This window comes from Mycobacterium sp. 1245801.1, from assembly GCF_001673055.1.
Taxonomy (GTDB): domain Bacteria; phylum Actinomycetota; class Actinomycetes; order Mycobacteriales; family Mycobacteriaceae; genus Mycobacterium; species Mycobacterium europaeum_A.
In genome coordinates, this window is sequence record NZ_LZKY01000258.1 from 1 (window position 1) to 16,305 (window position 16,305).

Annotated in this window: 15 protein-coding genes; 13 read left to right on the forward strand and 2 right to left on the reverse strand. The window is 66.8% G+C overall.

What is annotated here, in order from left to right:
• Window positions 1–174: 174 nt before the first annotated feature.
• Together A5622_RS16615 and A5622_RS16620 are read left to right on the forward strand one after the other, a co-directional pair.
• The gene (locus A5622_RS16615) at window positions 175–1,365 is read left to right on the forward strand and encodes a hypothetical protein (RefSeq protein ID WP_232002987.1); all 1,191 of its coding nucleotides are present in this window, start codon (window positions 175–177) and stop codon (window positions 1,363–1,365) included.
• Window positions 1,366–1,840: 475 nt separating this feature from the next.
• Window positions 1,841–3,067 (forward strand): endonuclease/exonuclease/phosphatase family protein, encoded by a 1,227-nt coding sequence (locus A5622_RS16620; RefSeq protein ID WP_232002988.1) that lies wholly within the window; start codon window positions 1,841–1,843, stop codon window positions 3,065–3,067.
• A gap of 427 nt (window positions 3,068–3,494) precedes the next feature.
• Here A5622_RS16620 and A5622_RS29755 read toward each other — a convergent pair whose 3' ends face one another.
• Window positions 3,495–3,680: a hypothetical protein gene (locus tag A5622_RS29755; RefSeq protein WP_082994609.1), complete on the reverse strand. Its 186-nt coding sequence runs from the start codon at window positions 3,678–3,680 to the stop codon at window positions 3,495–3,497.
• On the opposite strand from A5622_RS29755, the gene A5622_RS16625 reads away from it, so the two are divergent.
• The 4 genes from A5622_RS16625 to A5622_RS16640 all read left to right on the forward strand — a co-directional run bounded on the left by A5622_RS16625 (window position 3,679) and on the right by A5622_RS16640 (window position 6,069).
• Window positions 3,679–4,248: a hypothetical protein gene (locus A5622_RS16625; protein WP_082994610.1), complete on the forward strand. Its 570-nt coding sequence runs from the start codon at window positions 3,679–3,681 to the stop codon at window positions 4,246–4,248. The two genes, A5622_RS29755 and A5622_RS16625, sit on opposite strands and share 2 nt — an antisense overlap.
• Window positions 4,249–4,338: 90 nt before the next feature.
• Entirely contained in the window at window positions 4,339–4,854 is a 516-nt protein-coding gene (locus tag A5622_RS16630; RefSeq protein ID WP_156752987.1) for a carboxymuconolactone decarboxylase family protein, read from the forward strand.
• Complete coding sequence (locus A5622_RS16635; RefSeq protein WP_066880062.1) at window positions 4,851–5,408, forward strand: carboxymuconolactone decarboxylase family protein; 558 nt, start codon at window positions 4,851–4,853, stop codon at window positions 5,406–5,408. The genes A5622_RS16630 and A5622_RS16635 overlap by 4 nt, the downstream gene beginning before the upstream one ends.
• 58 nt (window positions 5,409–5,466) lie before the next feature.
• A complete protein-coding gene (locus tag A5622_RS16640; RefSeq protein ID WP_066880064.1) occupies window positions 5,467–6,069 on the forward strand; it encodes a TetR/AcrR family transcriptional regulator in 603 nt (200 codons plus the stop codon).
• Here the strand turns inward: A5622_RS16640 and A5622_RS16645 are convergent.
• Window positions 6,049–7,218, reverse strand: a complete 1,170-nt coding sequence (locus tag A5622_RS16645) for an acyl-CoA dehydrogenase (protein ID WP_066880067.1) — start codon at window positions 7,216–7,218, stop codon at window positions 6,049–6,051. The two genes, A5622_RS16640 and A5622_RS16645, sit on opposite strands and share 21 nt — an antisense overlap.
• Before the next feature lie 269 nt (window positions 7,219–7,487).
• Between A5622_RS16645 and A5622_RS16650 the strand changes: the two genes are divergently transcribed.
• The 7 genes from A5622_RS16650 to A5622_RS16680 all read left to right on the forward strand — a co-directional run.
• Window positions 7,488–8,747 carry a condensation domain-containing protein gene (locus A5622_RS16650; RefSeq protein ID WP_082994611.1) on the forward strand — a complete coding sequence of 420 codons (1,260 nt, stop codon included), beginning with the start codon at window positions 7,488–7,490 and terminating at the stop codon, window positions 8,745–8,747.
• A gap of 19 nt (window positions 8,748–8,766) precedes the next feature.
• A complete protein-coding gene (locus A5622_RS16655; protein ID WP_066880069.1) occupies window positions 8,767–9,546 on the forward strand; it encodes an Rv3717 family N-acetylmuramoyl-L-alanine amidase in 780 nt (259 codons plus the stop codon).
• A gap of 367 nt (window positions 9,547–9,913) precedes the next feature.
• The gene (locus tag A5622_RS16660) at window positions 9,914–10,591 is read left to right on the forward strand and encodes a DUF4190 domain-containing protein (protein WP_066880071.1); all 678 of its coding nucleotides are present in this window, start codon (window positions 9,914–9,916) and stop codon (window positions 10,589–10,591) included.
• A gap of 4 nt (window positions 10,592–10,595) precedes the next feature.
• Complete coding sequence (locus A5622_RS16665) at window positions 10,596–11,261, forward strand: DUF4190 domain-containing protein (RefSeq protein ID WP_066880073.1); 666 nt, start codon at window positions 10,596–10,598, stop codon at window positions 11,259–11,261.
• Between the two features lie 11 nt (window positions 11,262–11,272).
• The gene (locus A5622_RS16670; RefSeq protein WP_066880075.1) at window positions 11,273–11,833 is read left to right on the forward strand and encodes a hypothetical protein; all 561 of its coding nucleotides are present in this window, start codon (window positions 11,273–11,275) and stop codon (window positions 11,831–11,833) included.
• A 44-nt stretch (window positions 11,834–11,877) separates the two neighbouring features.
• Entirely contained in the window at window positions 11,878–14,832 is a 2,955-nt protein-coding gene (locus tag A5622_RS16675; protein ID WP_066880076.1) for a VWA domain-containing protein, read from the forward strand.
• Window positions 14,832–16,305 (forward strand): tubulin-like doman-containing protein (locus A5622_RS16680; RefSeq protein WP_231997756.1); only part of this gene is annotated, 1,474 nt, incomplete at its 3' end. The genes A5622_RS16675 and A5622_RS16680, both read left to right, overlap by 1 nt.

The following is a 16,305-nucleotide window of genomic DNA, read 5'->3' on the forward strand; positions in this document are numbered from 1 at the left end:
GACCAGCACGGTGATCAGCTTTGCCCGGTCTGCGGTCAAGGAACCCTTGACCAAGGTTGGGCGCTGGCGGCGCGCGCGGCCCTCGAGCGCGATCAAAGCGCCCTGAGCGACCTCACCGCCGCTCGCGCCGAGGCGCAGCAGGCGCGATCGTCAGTCGTGGCAATGGTGCGATCGGTGGCTCGCCCGCCGCTCGCCGACGCCGAACTGAGCACCATCGAAGCAGCGCGCGCCGCCTACGATGCTTTCGCCGAACTCCCGATGAGAGACGACCCCGCGCTCGCCGACCACGTCCAGGCGACGTTGCCGACGCTGCACACCGCCTACGCGGCGCTGACCCACGAAGCCTCGGACCTACTCCAAGCCCGCGAGGACGCGTGGAGCCCCGTGGCCGCAGAGCTGGCCGCCTGGCTGCACAAAGCCGAGGCCGCCGCCGCGGTAGCCGACCAGCTCGCGGTCGCGACCAAGGCATCGAAGTGGTTGCAGGCCAACGCTAGTCAGCTACGTAACGAACGGATCGCTCCACTGGCCGAGAGGTCCCGCGAGATCTGGGCGGCGCTGCGCCAGGAGAGCAACGTCGACCTCGGTGGCATCCGCCTGGAGGGACAGAAAACCACCAGACGTGTCGTGCTACAGGCTGCCGTCGACGGATCGGACACCGAGGCATTCGGCGTGATGAGCCAAGGCGAACTGCAGGCGCTGGCCCTGGCGATTTTCATTCCACGCGCGACATCGCCGGAAAGCCCTTTCCGGTTCCTGGTGTTCGATGATCCGATCCAGGCGATGGACCCGTCGAAGATCGACGGGTTTCTGAACGTCCTGACCACGCTGGCCAAGGACCGCCAGGTGATCGTGTTGACCCACGACAACAGGCTCCCGGCGGCCATCCGCAGCTCGCGGGCGCCCGCGCGAATCGTCGAGGTGACGCGCGCGGCGAACTCGTCGATCAGCATCGTGGAATCCACCCGCCCCGCGACGCGACTGCTCGACGACGCATTCGCGATCGCGGCCGACGATGCTGTGCCGGAAGGCATCAAGCGATCCGCTATCCCAGCGCTGTGTCGAGAGGCCTTGGAGGCGACCGCGTGGGATGTCTATTCGTCAAAGGCACTGTCGGATGGCCGGTCTCGTGAAGAAGTGGAGACGGCTTGGGAGAACGCCACCAAGACCGCCAAGCGGCTGGCACTGGCCTTGTCGGGCGACGCCGACGATGACCTTGCCGTGGACAAGTGGAAGTCTGGCGGGCGTGCGCGCCGGGACACGTTGTCCGTCGCGAACAGGGGCGTCCACCAAGGAGTCTTGGATTACAAAGGTGCGGTCAATGATGCCCGGTTGGCGGTCGGCGACTTGGTCCGGGTAGCTGCATGATTGGACGTGCCGCGCTGCTCGAGTACGCCGATAACGTGCTCGATGGAAGCATCGCGCTGGGCCCGCGGGCGGCACGGACCGCGGCGCTGCTGGCACGTCTTGCGCTGGAGGATTGGCTCAACGAAGAAAGCGCCTCCTGGTCATCATCCAGTGAGAAGCCGCCGACAATGAACTCAAAACTTGTGGTGCTGGGTAGGAATCGAGGAGCAGAGGTGGGGGAGCCGGTAAGGCGGGCCTGGCACTCGCTGAGTCGGGCAGTGCACCACCACGCCTATGAGCTACAGCCTTCGGTAGCAGAGGTACGGCACCTTGTGGGACAGGTGCGTGCGTTTTGCTGTACAGATTCGACGACGGCCATCGAGTAGTAAGAGAAACCGCTGCCCGCCGACCAAAACGGAGCGAACTCCACGATGGGTTAGCGTCAGGTGTTTGACGTGTACACACAAGACACAACAGTCCGCGGGATGGTTGAGCAGTGATACTTCTGACTTGGAACATCAGGCAGGGTGGCGGTTCGCGGGTGCCATCCATCTGTCACCACATCATCGAAGATGTTGGGCCAGACTTGCTAGCGTTTACCGAATTTCAAGCCCGAAACGAAGCATCGCTGCGCGCACATTTGGGCCGGCTTGGCTACCCCTTCATCGTGACGTCAAAACCGATTGCCAATCACAACGGCATACTCGTTGCCTGCAGGTGGCCGCTTGAGCGTGCTCCGGAGGACTACACCACCCTCGGTGCCGACCAGGAAAGGTGGCTCGCTCTTCGTCTCAATGAGCTCGACCTCGACATACTGGTCGTGCACATCCCGGGTGCTCCCGACAACAAGTTTGAGAACGGCTACGGCGTCTCCGGCGCGAAGCGCAAGGAGTTGTTTTGGGAATGCACCATCAACTACGCCGTCAGCCACAAAGACCGTCAAGCAATCATCCTGGGGGACTTCAACACCGGGTTCCGGATCGATGCCGAGGGTACGAACTTCAAGCAGTCACATTGGATGGCGAAGCTGCTTGATGCCGGATTCATCGACACGTGGCGGCGCCTTCACACCCACGAACGCGACTACACGTGGTTCTCGAAACGGCTGGACAAGACCACCGGTAAGTCCGCAGATCTCAACGGGTTTCGCCTCGACTATATCTTTGTCTCCCCGGCGCTGCAGCACGCGGTAACAGACGCCACGATACTGCATGAGCCTCGAACCGCCGGAGCATCAGACCACGCCAGCGTGGTTATCAAAATGGGAACCCCGGAAGTAGGCGCCGCGAGGGCATTTGCCAAAGAACAGTTCTCAACGGAAACAGCGACTGATAAAGAATCCTCTCACAGCCTGAGCGACAAGCTGTCCCATCCGAGAGAGCATAAAGCAGCAGTGCTCGCCCAGAGCCGGAAACTCAGTGCACGACTCGAGATCGTAGGCGATCTCCCCGACATGAAGTGCGGCCTCAATGGCCGGGATTTCTTGCAGCAGTTCCGTCCGGCCTACGTGACAGCTGAGTGGGCCGAAGGTTTGCTAAAAGAAGTAAGGATTTGGGGCCCGCGCGTGCTCCAAGACGGTTCACTCGGCAAACGGGAATTAGACCACCGGTGGAAAACACCGGTCGCAGAGGGTGGAGTCAACTACAGCGACTTGCCGACTTCAGTTGCGGCGCAGCTCAAGTCGTATGTGAGTGACAACGGTTTCGCAGGGCCGCCACAGTGACATGCCAGCAACTGAGGTGTCAGCGTAAACACTGACGGATGCCGAGCAAGGACGGCACCTAAATTGCTGAAGGAACATGACGCCATCGCGACCATCGACGCCAGCGCGAAGGAGGTCAGCTGAATTCGGACTGAATGTCTTCCCGCGTTGGCGCAAAAGGACTCACATCGAAGCCGCGACAGTGGGCGACGCTGAAAGGCGAGCTGAGCTGCAGCGGCGCCAGGGTGGTCAGGCAAGTTTCCCCGAAACCGCTAGCGCATGTGCTAGCGGTTTCCGGCAACGCTCTATACCTCCGAACAGCGGTGTTCGCTGCAGTCGAGGGATCCTGCTGGACGAGAGCGCGGAAGACGCGAATGCCTCTGCCCTAAGCAGACGAGCAACCGGAACAGATTCGGCGTGTCGGTGCGGTATTTTCGCCGAGTTTCTGTTAAATCTCCGTCCAGGGCCACAACCTGAAGCTTTTTTCGTCACATCTATAAGCCGTTGCGGCGGCCCCGGAGCGGACACCCATGACGAGCACCTCGCGGGCAAAGGTCGCCAGCGCCGCACGAACGTTCGGCCGGGCCGCTTTGTTGTCCGCGGTTGCCGCGTCGTCGGTGATATCGGCAGCCATGGTGCACGCCAACCCGGGCGCTCCCGTCCCCGACGCCGACCATGAGTTGGGAATGTATGGCGATCCCGTCGCCGCCGCGACCTACTGGCGCGAACAACACGCCTCCGACTGTGGGGAAATGGTGGTGGCCGATGTGGTCGGCGAGATTACGGGACGCGAGCCATCCGAACAGCAGATGATCGCGTTGGCCGAAAACACACCGAGCACAGCGGGTCACAAACCGATCTGGACGCCGACGGGCACAACCGATATCGCCGACCTTCCTGTACTGCTGTGGCACTACTGGATCAGAGCCGAGAACATTCAGACCGATACCGCCGCCGTGGCGCGCAAGCTGGGCGGAAACCACAAGGTCATCGCAATCCTTAATGCCGAAACCATTTGGAACCGGCCCGGGAAGCGGAACTTTGCAAACCACTTCGTGGTGGTCACCGGCATTGACAGCAAGGCCGGTGTGGTGCATCTCAACGACAGCGGCATCAGCACCGGCCGCGACGAGCAGGTTCCCATCGCCGTCTTCGAGCAGGCGTGGGCCCCGAACTACAACTCGGCTATCGTGACCAAGTGACAGTTCGCGACCCCTAGCGAAATAACTTGCAATCAAACGCAATCGAAGAATTGCGGCAACGCTCCATACCTCCGGAAAGGGCCCTCGGCCATGACGCGAATGCCCCTGGTCAGTACCGACTGCCAACCCGACGGGATCAAGCAGCCCATCGCGCGCCCGGATACGCTCAACGTGCTGAAATTAATCGCCAACGCGCCCAACATCCTTGACGGTTGGGCGCAGATGACGGGCGAACTGTTCAAAAGCCCCACCTTCACCCCGCGGATGCGCGAAGTGATCATCCTGCGGGTGGGCCACCTGCAGGATTCGCCCTACGAACTCGCCCAGCACGTGATCTTCGGCCGCAGCGCGGGACTTTCCGACCAGCAGATCGACGCCCTCCAAGACAAGGCGAACCTCGACACCGTCGGGTTCTTCAACGACGAACGCACCGTCATCGACACCGTCACCGAACTGTGCACCACCCGACGGCTCAGCGACGACTCCTTCGCCAGGGCCCACGCCCTGCTCGGCGACGAGGCGCTCACGGAACTGCTGATGATCGTCAGCTGCTACTACGGCCTCGCCTTGGTCCTCAACGCCGTCGACCTGGAGATCGACGCATGACCCGAATCCCGTATCGCCAGCCCGAACAGATGCCCGACAGAGCCCGCGAGTTAACCGCGCGGCGGGGCAATCTCAACGTGTACCGCGCGCTAGCCAACGCCGAAAAGGTGTTCACCGGCTGGATGGTGGCCGGCGACGCCGCGCTGACCAGCCCGGTGCTGCCCAGAAGGCTTCGCGAACTCATCGTGCTGCGCACCGCCTACCTGATGGACTGCCCCTACGAACTCGGCCAACACAAAGACGTCGCACCAACCGTCGGTGTCGACGTCGAAACCATCGACGCGATCACCTCCGAATCCGACTGGAAAACAAGCCAATTCGACGCCACCGAGCTGGCGGTGCTAGACCTGACGACCGAACTGGTGACCACCCGCCGCGTCGCCGAACCGCTCTTCCAAGAAGTGCACACCGCCCTCGGCTCGGAGGCCACCGTCGAAGCGCTGATGGTCATCGCCCGATACGCGGGCCTGGCGCTGATGCTCAACGCGCTCGACGTGGACCTCGACGAGACCGCGAGGCTCCCCATTCCGCCGACGGGGTCAGGCGAAAAGTAATTACCGAGATTGCCTAATCTTCCCTCCGACCAGGGGGGCCTCCCGTAATGTCCATGGAATGGTGGAGCGCAAGCAGCCGTCGACCCGCCTGTCAGCCGAGGACTGGCTCGAGGTGGGTTACACCGTCCTTGCCCATGAGGGAGTGCGCGCACTCAAGGTCGAACGCCTCTGCCAGCAGGCGGGTGTCACCCGCGGCAGCTTCTACTGGCACTTCGAGGACATCGAAGCGTATCGGGCCGCACTGGTCGAGTCGTGGAACAAATTCCTGGAGCGCGACCGTCAGGCGCTGACCGAGCTCGACGGGCTACCTCCCCGGGAACGGCTGTCGGCCCTGACCGAAACGCTGGTCAGCCCCAAATACTGGGTGCTCGAGCGGGCGATGCGCGAATGGGCCCGCCTGGACCCGGTGGCGGCCGAGAACATCCGCGCCGCCGACCGGCTGCTGCTGCGCACCGTGATAAAGGCCTACTGCGACTACGGTTTGAGCTACGAGGACGCCAGACTGCGCGCCGAACTGACCTTCGCCGCAGGGATCGGCCTGCTGCACCTCACGACCTCGGCCGAGCAGGCCCGCTCGGTGGCTCAACGAGAAAGATTCCTGGCCGTGATGCTGGGCGAGTCGGGGACGGGCCAAGCCAAATCAGATCATGGCGATGGGTGAGATCTTCGCGCCAATCGCCAACGCCCCGGCCAACTCTCGACTGGTGTCGTAGTCGAACACGACATGTCCCGCGGCGATATCCACGTCGCGCTTGGCGCGCTGCAGTGGGCTCGACAAGAAGTGTGCGCTGGCGCCCGCGGCCTCCATGAGATCGGCGATGATCGCCCGGCTTTCGTGCACGGTGCGCGCGGCCGCCAACCGCGCGTCGGCCCGCACCGACCGGCTCACCCGTTCGCCGCTGACGACGATCGACTCGATCTCGTCGGCGGTCCGAGCCACCAGCGCCCGCAGTGAACTCAGCCGCACCCGAGCCTCGCCCAGCCTGATCTGAGCGGCGGGCTGGTCTTTCTGCGCCACCCCGCTGTAGGCCAGCACGCGCTCGCTGAGCCGTTCGGCGAAGAGTTCGGTCACCCGTTCCGCGGTCCCGAGCACGGGCATCGACGCCGTCAGCGCCAGCGCCGGAACCATCGGCCACCGGTACGTCGCGACCCCGTGTGCAGCCGCGCCGGGTGCCGTCCCGCCGTAGATGTCGGCCACGGCGACCACTCGGTGCTCGGGGACGAACACGTCGGTGATGACGAGATCATGCGAACCGGTGCCGCGCATGCCGGCCGTCTGCCAGGTGTCTACCACCTCGACCTGGTCGGCGGGCAGCACGACGAGCACCGGATCGATACGGTCCTGCCGTTCGATGAGCGCGCCGACGATCATCCAATCGGCATCCATCGCACCGGTCGCCCAGGACCACCTGCCGGTCAGGCGCACGCCACCGTCGACCGGCACGCCCCGGCCGGTGGGGGCCAGGGGAGCCGGCGCCAGCACGGGGCCGGAGGCGAAGACCTCGTCCTGAACGCGCGGATCGAACAGCGACAGCATCCAGTTATGCAGCGCGTAGAAGGCCAACGTCCAGGCGCTCGACGCGCAACCGTGCGCCATCCGCCGAATCGGTTGCAGCAGTTCGGGAAACGGGGCCTGAAGGCCGCCGAACCGGGCTGGCAGCAGTAACCGAAACAGGTCGGTCTGCCGGAAATCGCTGATCGTTGCCGCGGGCAGGCGCCGCAATCGCTCGGCCTCCTCGGCGCGATCGGCCAGCCGCGCCACGAATTCGTCGGTGACGCCGTGCAGCGGTTGGCGTTCGACCACGGACATGCCCGAGACCGTAACATACTTTTTAGTATGGCGCGGCATCCGGTGCATAGGCACGGCGTCGCTTACTCCAGGCCCGATGTCGCGATCTGTGGGAAACGTGACGCAAACGTGGGGAGCCCGGGGCAAGCGGGCGGCGCCACACTGGTCGCGCGGGGTATCGAGCGTGGTGGCAGTTGAACGTCGGATGAATTCGTCTCCGTGGATGAACCGACTCGGCCGGGGTTCCGTCTGCGTTGTGTCGCAGCGCTTTACCCGTGCTTGGAGGTTCGGTGACCATCAACAACCCGCAGCACGGCCAGTCCACTACCCTCGTGCGCCCCCTTGGAGCGGCGGAGCGGCTCTTCTATCGCTACAGCGAACGCAATCCCGCGCATTTCTCGATCGTGGCGGAATTTGGTGCGGTGCTTGCCGAAAGACCGCTGCGGGCCGCCTTGGCCGCCGTTCTGCGACGCCATCCCCTGCTATCCGTGCACGTCGAGGACCACCCCGGCTCGCGTCTGGGCTTCTATCGTGCGGCGGACGTCGCGCCCGTGGAGTTGACCGTGCGCCGCGGCCCGGAGCTGGCCTGGCAAGCGGCCGCGGCCGAGGAGCTCACCCGGCCGTTCGACCGTTCGCGGGCGCCGCTGATACGAGCGTTGTTGCTGCAGAGCGCTTGGCGTAGCGCGGTGCTGCTCACCTTCGACCACACGGTCGCGGACGGAATCAGTTCCACCGTCGTGCTCCGCGACGTGATCGCCGCGCTCAACGGCGAGGCCTTGACGAGTTTGCCTGTGCCGCAACCACAAGAACAGATCGTCGCCGAAGTCCTTCACTCGGCTGATCCGCCGGACCCCGCCGCGCCGGACGACCCGCGGATGACCACACCCAGCGTGCTGCGTCCCTTCGACGGCACCCCGACCAACGTGCGCACCCTGGCGATGACCCATGCGGACACCGCGCGGCTGGTAGCGCGGTGCCGCGCCGAACGCACCACGGTGCACGCCGCGTTGGTGGTCGCGAAATGCCGCGTGCGGGCCACGGACCGCGGCGAAGAATTCATCCGCGTCCTCAGCCCGATGAACCTGCGGCCGATCCTCGGAATCGAGGGTGACTGCGCCATGTGCATCGTGCCGACCGCGACGGGACACACGCCGTGGGACGGCACACCGTTCTGGGAGCAGGCTCGTGCGACGACCGCACACCTGCGGGTGGCCCGATCGGCGCGCGGAATCCGTGCCGCCGCAACCGACCTGGAACAGATGATCACCGTCGACGCCGAAACCGCCGACGCCGAGGAGCTTTTCAGCCGGACCAGTCCGTGGGACATCATGATCACCAACCTCGGCGTGCGAAACCTCGATGGCGTAGGCCCTTTGCGCCCGACGGCGGTGTGGGGACCGGTGGTGCTCAGCCAGACCGATGGCGAATATCTGACCGGAGTCACCACCTACGAGGGCAGGCTCCGGATGGTGACGTGTGGCTACAACGTGCCGGCCAGCTTCTTGAAGGGCGTTGAGGAGGCACTGATGGCCGCCCTGGAGGAGTACTGACGATTGCTACCATCGCGCGGTGAGCGATTGCCCGGGCGGGCCGCGATCCATCGCACGCCGCGACGCCCTGAAGGTCGCCGGTCTCCTGCCGGCGATCGTCACCGCCGCCGCATTGCTGCCCGGCCCGCGGGCAAATGCGGGGGTGGCCGGAATGTCCGTTTTCCTCGACCCGGGCCACAACGCCGTGAACGACGCGTCGATCAACCAGCAGGTCCCCAACGGCCGCGGCGGCACCAAGCCTTGTCAAACGTCGGGCGCGGCCGCCGACGACGGATATCCCGAGCATGCGTTCACCTGGGCCGTGGTGGCGTTGATCGACGGTGCGCTGAACCAGATGGGCGTGCGTACCCAGCTGTCGCGGGACGGCGACAACGGTGTCGGGCCGTGCATCGACCAGCGCGCGGCGGCGGCCAACGCCATGCGCCCGGACGCGATCGTGAGCATTCACGCCGACGGCGGGCCGCCGTCGGGCAGCGGATTCCACGTCAACTACTCGAGCCCGCCGCTGGGTGACGTCCAAGCCGGGCCCGCCGTGCAGCTGGCGCATGCGGTGCGGGACGCCCTCGTTCAATCCGGCTTCACCCCGGCGAACTACATCGGCTCGGACGGCCTCTACGGGCGCGACGACCTGGCCGGCCTGAACCTGGCCCAGTACCCCGCGGTGCTGGTCGAACTCGGCAACATGAAAAACGCCGGTGACGTCGCACGAATGGAAAATCCGGACGGCCGGGCGAAATATGCCGCCGCGGTCACCCAGGGGATAGTCGCCTTTCTGAACTCCAAAGCCGCGACCGGCTAGCGTGACCGCGAGCAAGCTAATTGCCCGTCGGCCCCCGAGCGTTGCGCAGCGAACTTATGCACGTCCTGCAGCAGCCGGTCCGATGCTGCAGTTAACGCCAGGGCGAAGCGGACAGCGAACGCCGGGCCGCAGTCTAAATTGCGCGTGTGTACCGCGCAGCACTATATGTAGCAGTACCGAAAGGTCCTTCTGGTGGAAAAAGAGTGCGTCGTGCCTGCACCGACTATGTTGATTTTGCGGTGGGACGTCACGAGTTTTCAGGCATGCGGTGACGGCGAACGCCGCCCAACGGCGCGGTGGCGGGGAATGGGATGGCATTGATGAGGGGGATGGGTGACCAGCTCCGGCCCTGCATCGAGGGGCGCCGATGACCTATAGCGGCGGTTATCAGGATCCGTTCGGCGGCGACCCTTTCGGGGGTCAGCCTGGTGTCCAGGGGCCGGCGTTCGGGCAGCACCAACCCGGTCATTCGCCCGCGGGGTCCGGTGGCTTCCCGTCGGCTCCGAAGCCCGAGACCAACACGCTGGCCACGCTGTCGGCCATCTTCGCGTTCGTCTTCGCGCCGGCCGGTGCCGCGCTGGGGCACATCGCGCTGTCCCAGATCCGCCAGCGCCACCAGCGCGGCCGCGACCGCGCCATCTTCGGCCTGACGGCCTCCTACCTCATCATCGTGCTGGCGGTCGGTGCGCTGGCGGTGTGGATCGTGACCAGTGGGTCCGACTCGGACACGGTCAAGACGGCGGCCCCCAGCCCGTACGTGCCGCCGACGCCGCCACGCACGACGGTGATCACGCCACCGCCGGCGCAGCGCCCCAGTGTCTCGGTCAGCGATCTTCGGGTGGGCGACTGCATCGAGGTCCAGCAGAACAAGCCCGACCCGTCGGAGAAGGCGGACTTCATCACCATCTACCCGGTCAAGTGCGAGGTGCGCGAGGGCGTGCTGCAGGTGACCCAGCTGCTCTCGAACGACTCCTGTAAGACCCCCACGACGCTGTGGAACCACAACAAGACCGTGTATGCCTGCATCGTCGACTTCAAGGGGTGAATTGATGTATCCCAGCGACGATCCCTTTGCGCCGCAGTCCAACGATCCCTTTGGCGGACAGCCGCCCACCGTGTCCTACGGCGGCGCGCCCACCACCCCGGTTGGCTACCCGGGTGCGCCGTTCGGCGGACAGCCGCCGCGCGCGGATTACAACACGCTCGCGGTGCTCTCGCCGATCTTCGGGGTGATCGTTCCGCCCGCCGGCATCGTGCTGGGTCACCTCGCCTTGCCGCAGATCAATCGCAGCGGTGAGCGGGGTCGTCCGGCCGCCATCGCCGGCCTGGTGATCGGCTACCTGATGTGTGTCCTGCTGATCCTCGGCGGCGTGTACTGGGGCACCCGTCCCAGCGGTTCGACGCCGACGACCGCATCCAGTTCCACGCTGCCCAGGCCCTTGCCGCCCCGAACCATCACGTCGGTCGCGCCGCCGACCACGGTGCCGCGCGGCCCGAAGCTCGACCTGGCCACCGTGCCGATCGGCACCTGCGTGGAGCTTCAGCTGCGCAACAGCACGGGCAATGACGCCCTGGACCTGTTCGGTGTCGACTGCGAGCATCGCGACGGGGTGTACACGGTCGCCGCGCGGGTGGGCTCGAGCAACCAGTGCAACTCGGTATACGTGGCCGCGCCCCCCGACCGCTCCTTCGCCCTGTGCCTGAACCCGTATTGAGATCGGTGACGATGAACGCACCAAACCCCTTCGACTTCAGCGACTTTGGCCCGGGCAAGCAGGCCCCGGCCGGGGGCGGCCAGGCGCCCGCGCAGGGGCAGCCGGGTGGGGGTTACTCGGGCGGCTTCGATCCGTGGGCCAACCAGCGACCGGCCCCGGCGCGCCCGGAGGCGTTTCCGGGCCCGCCCGCGTTCGAGCCGACCGGCGGCCGCGACGCCTTCGGGCAGCTGACCGCGAACCCGGCGGGCGTGGGCGCGCTGACGACGGCCGGGCCGCCGCTGGTCTGGTTCGCGGTGGCGCTGGCGCTGGCTCTCGTCGGTGTGGCCCTGGCCGGAGCCAGCGCGTTGGGCGGCCCGATGATCGCGGCCGCGGTCGCCGGGTGGTTGTCGGCCGGGCCGCTGGCGATCGGCGCCCTGGCGATCTTCAGCCGGGTCGACACCCGGCGCCGCACCGAGGCCATCTATTCCGCGCCGACCTGGACGTCGACGCTGTACTGGGTGGTGCTGGTGGTCTGCCTCGTCGGAATCGCCGTGGGGGCCTGGCAGATCGCGCTGTGGGCGGGGACGTTGTAGTGGCGGACTCCTCTCGAATACGGCGCGGCCGCAACGGCCTTGCGATGCTGGCGCGTGTCGCCGCGGCCGCCTTCTTGGTCGTGGTGCTGAACCTGGTCGGCTGGGCGCCCGTCGCGTCGGCCACCGGATCGCCGGGGGCCAGCCGGTTCGGCGCATGCCTGGCCGCGCAGAAGACCGGCGATCTGCTGTTGTTGTTCGACGAGTCGAGCAGCCTGCAGCAGACCGACCCGCAGGCCGCGCGGGTGCAGGCCGCCCGCTACCTGGTGCAGACGCTGGGCAAGTACGCCGACCGGGTGAGCGCAAAACTCGACGTCGCGGTCGCCGGTTTCTCCGATACCTATGCCCCCGAACATGATTGGACTCAACTCACCGGCTCGACCGCCGACAGCGTCGGGGCGTCGCTGGATCCGATCGCCAAGAAGAACACCGGCATCGACACCGACTATTGGCTGGCCCTCGACGGCGCCCGGCAGGCGCTGACCACACACGGCGGCGCGGCCAACAAGGGTCAGCGCTGCCAGGCCATCGCCTGGTTCTCCGACGGCATGATCGATTTCACCGCCCGACCGATCACCAAGCCCTACGCCGACGGGGTCCCGCTGGACTCACCGAACGGAATCCCGGACACCACCCAGAAGGCCGTCCAATCCATCTGCCGCCCCAGCGGTCTGGCCGACCAGCTGCGGTCGAGCAACATCATCATGCTGGGAATCGGGCTGGGCGCCAAGCAGACTCCCGGTGACTTCAACGTGATGTCGGCGATCAGCACCGGCAAGGGATTGCAGGGCCTGGCGTGCGGCGCCATCACGGATCCGGTGCCCGGCGACTTCTTTCCCGTCGCCAACATCGACGACATGTTGTTCGCGTTCGACGCCCTCAACCCGGATCCCGGCGTGACCGACCAGGGCGGGGTGTGCCCGCTCAAGGTGTGCCCGGAGGCGCGGCACAACTTCGTGCTGGACCGGTCCATCAAAGAGGTCAACATCCTGGGCTCCGGCGGCGTGCCCGGCGTCGAGCCCTACCTCGTCTCGCCGACCGGGCAGATCCTGCCGCTGCCCAAGAAGGACGGCGCCCAAAACGTCAACGTCGACGGCGTCTCGGTGAACTACCAATGGCAATCCGAATCGGCGCAGACGATCTCGCTGCAGAACGGCAACGCCCCGCACTGGAGCGGGCAGTGGGCGATCGTCTACGTCGACACCACCGGCCAGCACCCCGACGCGGTATCCAAGGTCAGCATTCACATCACCACCGACATCTTCCCGGCCCTGACGGGCGGCGACAAAGTCGCCTGGCACAGCGGCCAGACCCTCAAGGGCCTCGTCTTCGGATTGGTTGACGGGCAAGGCAAGCCGATGGTCCCGAGCGACCTGGCGGGCTCGGCCACCATGTCGGCCTCGTTGGGTCCCGACGGCGCCGCGCCCATCCCGCTGCTGACCGCGGCCGGCAAGGACGACATCGCCAAACCCGTCGACGCCGACCTGACCAAGGTCGCCCCGGGGCACGCGACGCTGCGGATGTCGCTGGTGATCACCACCGCGGACACCACCGATCTGAACGGCGGACCGATCGCCGGCACCCAGTTGTCGCCGCAGGAAGTCGATGTGCCCGTGCAGATCCTGCCCAAGGTCGGCCTGCCCACCCCGGGTGAGCGCATCGACTTCGGCACCGTCGAGGGCGCCAAGGGTGCGACGGCGACGCTGAACATCACCGGCCCCGGTTGCGCCTGGATCAGCGACACCGATACCGCGACGGTGTCGGGCGCACCCGACGGCATCGGCACGCCGCACGTGGGTTCGCCGACGAATTCGGGCCAGCACTGCCTGAAGGTGCAGGCGGGGGAGACCGCACAGCTGTCGGTCACTTTGCACACCGACCACAACGGCCACGGCGGCCTCAACGGCACTGTGCCCATTCATGTTTCAACGCTGGACAATCCCGACGACGCCCAGACCGTGCCGGTGGCGTTCACGGCGTCGATGATCAACCCGCTCAACACCACCAACTTCATTCTGGTGCTCTTCGCCGCGCTGCTGCTGGGTCCCGGCATCCCCCTGGCGCTGCTGTACGCGTCGAAGTGGTGGGTCAGCAAGATTCCCGACAATCCGCTGCTGGCCGAACGCATCCCGGTGGCGGTCGAGCACGACGCGGTGCTGCGTGGCGGTGAACCGTTCGCGATGGCCGACACCGATCTGGTGCAACCGGTCACCGGGCTGCCGCCCGGCGGCACGCGCCAGCTCTCCGTGGCCGGGGTGAACCTCTCGGTCGTGCTGGGGCGCAGCCCGTTTGGCTCCGGCCATGTGGTCGTCGACGCCGAGGGCGTGGTCAGCGTCGGGTCGAAGCTTCCCGGATCTGACAAGACCGGCCTGCGCGCGGTGCTCCCACTGGCGGTGCACAACACCTGGGTGCTCCTGCACAACCCGTCCGGACCCGAGAACGCCGCCGAGGTGCTGGTGCTGGTGGCCGGCACCACCGACACCACCGCGCGTGAGCGGCTCTACGAGGACATCGCCCAACGGCTGCCCGACCTGCTCGCCGGGCTGCGGCTGCGCGCGGTGCAGGCGGGACTGACGGCGCCGTTCGCCGCACCGGGCGAGACGGCCTCGCCGTTCGGCGACACGCCTGCCGGCGTCGTGGCCGGCCCGGCCGGGGACGATCCCTTCGGGGGCACCGATTCACCGTTCGGGGGCGCGCCCGTTTCGGCGCCCTCGGCTCCCGCTCCGGCCCCGAGGCCGGCTCCGCCGCCGCCCGCCGCGACGGGCCCGGTGCCGCCGGGCTTCAATGAGGCGGAGACGCAGGAGCGGCCCATACCCGAACCGGTACCCCGCCAGGACGACACGATGGTCGCGGGCTACCGGTACGACGACGAGCCTGTCGAGCGCGATGAGCGCGACGAGCGCAAGGAGGGCGGGCCGCCCGGGCTCCCGCCGACCGAGGCGACACAACCCTCCTATCGATATGACCCAGATCCATTCGACCCGTTCGGAGAGGGCACCTGATGCGACGTTTCCTGGTAGTGGGCTGCGGCGGTTCCGGCGGCGCCACGCTGTCCCTCATGATGGACCAGCTGCGCTCCGAACTGCACACCGCTGGGATCGAAAAGCTGCTGGCCGGTTGGCAATTCGTGCACATCGACGTCCCCAGCGCCGCCGAGTCGGGCCCGGAGGGGCTGGCGAACGTGCCCGCCCAGGGCGGCAGCTACGTCGGCTGCGGCCCCCAGGGCAGCAGCTACGCCGTCCTTGACGGTGCGCTGTCCCAACGGCTGGCGGCCGAATCGGCGCTGGACACCATCGCCACCTGGGCGCCGCGCAACCCGCAGGAGGTGTCGATCCCGATCTCGGCCGGCGCCGGGCAGTACCGGGCGATCGGGCGGATGATCACCCTGAGCAAGGCCGCCGAAATCCACGCCCGCCTGCAGGCCGCGTGGGACACGCTGTTTCGCGTCGAGACCGTCTCGGAGATGTCGACGGTCGACGTGCCGGGCATGGGTCGCTTCGACCCCAACGAACCGCCGCTGGTGTTGGTGGTGTCGTCGATGGCCGGCGGTGCGGGCGCGTCGATGGCCTTGGACGTGTGCCGGCTGCTGACCCTGGTCACCGGTCTGGATCCCCGGTTGATGGGCGTATTCATGGTCACCCCGGACATTTTCGACTCGCTGCCGCAGAGCGCCATCATCGGTGTGCGGGCCAACGCGCTGGCGATGCTCGGCGAGATCGTGGCCAGCCAGTCCGGTGCCGCCCGCGAACACGACGTCCGAATCCTGCGCGCCCTGGGCCACCATCACGGTGAGGGAGAACCGATTCCGTTCGCGCGGGTGTTTCCGGTGGGCCGCTACATCGGCGCCGACCGCACCCTGTTCGGGGACGGCTCGCAGTACGCGGTGTACCGGGGGCTGGCGCGCGGGCTGGCCGGACTGATGATGAGCGGGCGGGCCAGCGACCAGTTCGTCGCCTACGACCTGGGCAACACCGCGTCGCCGGTGGGCGACCGGGACCTGCTGGGCTGGGGCATCTCGTCGTGGGACGTGCTGCCCTGGGGCACCTACGGTTTCTCCAGCCTGAGCATGGGCCGCGACCGCTACGCCGAATACGCCGCCCAGCGGCTGGCCCGCAGCTGCGTGGACAAGCTGCTCGATGGGCACATGCAGAAGGGCAACCCGGCGTCGAGCACCGAACAGCTGGATTCGCTGCTGTCCAGCCAATGGGCCTCGCTGTGCGGCGAACTCGGGCTACCGCCTAGCGCCGGCGACGAGCAGACCAGGGTGAGCCAGCTCGGCCGCTGGATCGGCACCGAAGCCTTCACCGCCGACGCCGTCGCCGCCACGGTAAACGGTCTGATCGACCGTCAGCTGCGCAACCACCTGCCGAACCCGGAAGGCGTCGCGGCCGAACAGTGGGTGCCGATCATGCGCCAAGCCGTGCAGAACCGGCGCGCTGAGTTGATCCGGGCGTGCGCGGATGCGGCCTACGCCA

What these genes read in the sequence shown, in the direction of transcription:
- A5622_RS16625 (WP_082994610.1), top strand. Translation starts at nt 3,679, where the DNA reads ATGGTGCACGCCAACCCGGGCGCTCCCGTCCCCGACGCCGACCATGAG.
- A5622_RS29755 (WP_082994609.1), bottom strand. Translation starts at nt 3,680, where the DNA reads ATGGCTGCCGATATCACCGACGACGCGGCAACCGCGGACAACAAAGCG.
- A5622_RS16630 (WP_156752987.1), top strand. Translation starts at nt 4,339, where the DNA reads ATGACGCGAATGCCCCTGGTCAGTACCGACTGCCAACCCGACGGGATC.
- A5622_RS16635 (WP_066880062.1), top strand. Translation starts at nt 4,851, where the DNA reads ATGACCCGAATCCCGTATCGCCAGCCCGAACAGATGCCCGACAGAGCC.
- A5622_RS16640 (WP_066880064.1), top strand. Translation starts at nt 5,467, where the DNA reads ATGGTGGAGCGCAAGCAGCCGTCGACCCGCCTGTCAGCCGAGGACTGG.
- A5622_RS16645 (WP_066880067.1), bottom strand. Translation starts at nt 7,218, where the DNA reads ATGTCCGTGGTCGAACGCCAACCGCTGCACGGCGTCACCGACGAATTC.
- A5622_RS16660 (WP_066880071.1), top strand. Translation starts at nt 9,914, where the DNA reads ATGACCTATAGCGGCGGTTATCAGGATCCGTTCGGCGGCGACCCTTTC.
- A5622_RS16665 (WP_066880073.1), top strand. Translation starts at nt 10,596, where the DNA reads ATGTATCCCAGCGACGATCCCTTTGCGCCGCAGTCCAACGATCCCTTT.
- A5622_RS16670 (WP_066880075.1), top strand. Translation starts at nt 11,273, where the DNA reads ATGAACGCACCAAACCCCTTCGACTTCAGCGACTTTGGCCCGGGCAAG.
- A5622_RS16675 (WP_066880076.1), top strand. Translation starts at nt 11,878, where the DNA reads ATGCTGGCGCGTGTCGCCGCGGCCGCCTTCTTGGTCGTGGTGCTGAAC.